The organism is Prolinoborus fasciculus, from assembly GCF_056724605.1.
On sequence record NZ_JBWZQN010000126.1, the window covers coordinates 1 to 1883 of the forward strand.

General features: G+C 38.3%; 3 protein-coding genes. 2 read left to right on the forward strand and 1 reads right to left on the reverse strand.

Annotated elements, in window-relative coordinates; genetic code table 11:
- The first annotated feature begins 423 nt into the window (after positions 1-423).
- Both AC1P5O_RS16460 and AC1P5O_RS16465 read left to right on the forward strand, forming a co-directional pair.
- Positions 424-669: a hypothetical protein gene (locus AC1P5O_RS16460; RefSeq protein WP_004278921.1), complete on the forward strand. Its 246-nt coding sequence runs from the start codon at positions 424-426 to the stop codon at positions 667-669.
- Between the two features lie 144 nt (positions 670-813).
- Entirely contained in the window at positions 814-1020 is a 207-nt protein-coding gene (locus tag AC1P5O_RS16465; protein ID WP_004731506.1) for a hypothetical protein, read from the forward strand.
- On the opposite strand, the gene AC1P5O_RS16470 is transcribed toward AC1P5O_RS16465, so the two are convergent.
- A complete protein-coding gene (locus tag AC1P5O_RS16470) occupies positions 1004-1642 on the reverse strand; it encodes a LysE family transporter (RefSeq protein WP_004278923.1) in 639 nt (212 codons plus the stop codon). The genes AC1P5O_RS16465 and AC1P5O_RS16470 overlap by 17 nt on opposite strands.
- Between the last annotated feature and the right edge of the window lie 241 nt (positions 1643-1883).

Here is a 1883-nt window from a genome sequence, read left to right on the forward strand (position 1 = left end):
ACGAAACCAATGTGAAAGGCGTATTTGCTGCAGGTGACTGTACCACAGTGCCGTACAAGCAGATCATCATTGCCACCGGTGAAGGTGCCAAGGCATCACTGTCTGCTTTTGATTACATCATCCGTTCTGGGCAGTAAGTTTTAGACTAGCTCAAATAAAGCCCGCTTGATGCGGGCTTTATTATGTATATTTTCAAGAGAATTAACTCTTAATTCATTGATTATTATTTGATTAATGAAAATATTTCTTACATTTTAAGAAAATCCTACTGCTTGTGTAATGAATTTTTATACTCTATTGTCTCTATGTAATTATCAGCAATTGCTTATTGCAAGCTGATGCTGCTCTACCTATGATAAAAAACCAATTGAATCATCTTTCATGATCGAAGAATAAAAAGGATAACATCCTGGGAGAAGAACAATGCAGTATCAATATCATTGTGCTTGCTGCGAAAAAGTAGTCGACTCTACAGAAAAATCATGCTCAAACTGTGGCTCACATCATATTCGCAGCCCTTTTGGTTTCTGGATTTTTTGTCTTGTGGCCTGCCTCGTTACAGCAATCGTCTTTAAAGTCGTGCATTTGTATGTGCAATCACAACAAGAAGTTCCTATACAACACTCTATACTGGATGTTTTAAAAGAAGAAGATAAAAGACTTCGCTAATTTCATGCATCTCACAGCAAAGACCTGTTAGTTCAAACAAGTCTTTTTATTACTCTTAAATAATTCAAATAGAGATGCGGAAAATAACCTCATCAAATCCAGCTTTGATTTACAATAGCTGTGGATTTGAATGAGAGATGTGCCATGGTTCAGTTAATTAAAAAAGGTGGATTGCGTGAGCGCGCTAACCGTAGTCGCAGTTATCAAGGCTCTGAAAATACTGAAACCACCTTAAAGCCTAATCGTTATCAAACGGCGGTTAAAACACCAGACAACTCAGCCTCTCCTGCCTCGACCTCACCAATATCTCCAGCATTAAATGAAGATGTACCACTTAATTCATCAGAATAAGTGCGTCATACCATAACCACAATGCAAATAGCAGAAATAGTCCGCCTGAAATCATATCAATATAACTCCCCGAACGCTGGTACAAGGTTTTAATTTTTGGTTGGGAAATCAACAGCATCAATAAAGCAAAGGTGATAAAGGTCTGCAAAGGAATAATCACTGCCAGCTGTGTTTTCAAATAATCTGAAGCAGATGAACTTAAGGCCAGTGAAAATACGCTACTAAAATAGATCAGTGTTTTGGGATTAGAAAGGTTGGTCCATAAGCCCAACATAAAATAGTTTTTAGCTTGCACCTGTCCATTTGTATCGTCGTCGGTCTGATGTCTATGTTTAAAGCTATGCACACCACCCTTTAACATGGCCCATCCCATTTTAGCCAGGAACACACCACCGAGCACCATCAATACCTGTTGAATCCATGGAAACTGGTCAATTAACACGGTAAAACCCGCAAGTGTCAGTATTACCCAAACCACGATACCGGCAGAGATCCCTGCAATAACTTTCAGGGCATTCTGGCGTGTGGTGGATGCGGCACTTTTGGCAATGAGCAAAACATCGGGACCGGGACTGAGTTGAGCAACAAAATGCAGGAGACAGATCGTAAAAAGCAGAGACATTAAAATCAGGTAAATTTATAAAAATATATTATAGCGTTTGTTCAAAGATATTAGAAAGTTCCAATAAAAAACCGAATCATCAGATTCGGCTTAAATAGAGTTTTTTAATAAAACAATAGGACTTACGCATTGACGGATTCAAAAAAGTATTACAATAGTTTATAACGTATCTGTGATCAGACGAACTAAACATGCTTCTACAGCAACTTGTACATTACCCATTTATATGGGCTTTCTCATG

Coding starts and splice junctions, on each gene's coding strand:
- AC1P5O_RS16460 (WP_004278921.1), top strand. CDS start 424: ATGCAGTATCAATATCATTGTGCTTGCTGCGAAAAAGTAGTCGACTCT.
- AC1P5O_RS16465 (WP_004731506.1), top strand. CDS start 814: ATGGTTCAGTTAATTAAAAAAGGTGGATTGCGTGAGCGCGCTAACCGT.
- AC1P5O_RS16470 (WP_004278923.1), bottom strand. CDS start 1,642: ATGTCTCTGCTTTTTACGATCTGTCTCCTGCATTTTGTTGCTCAACTC.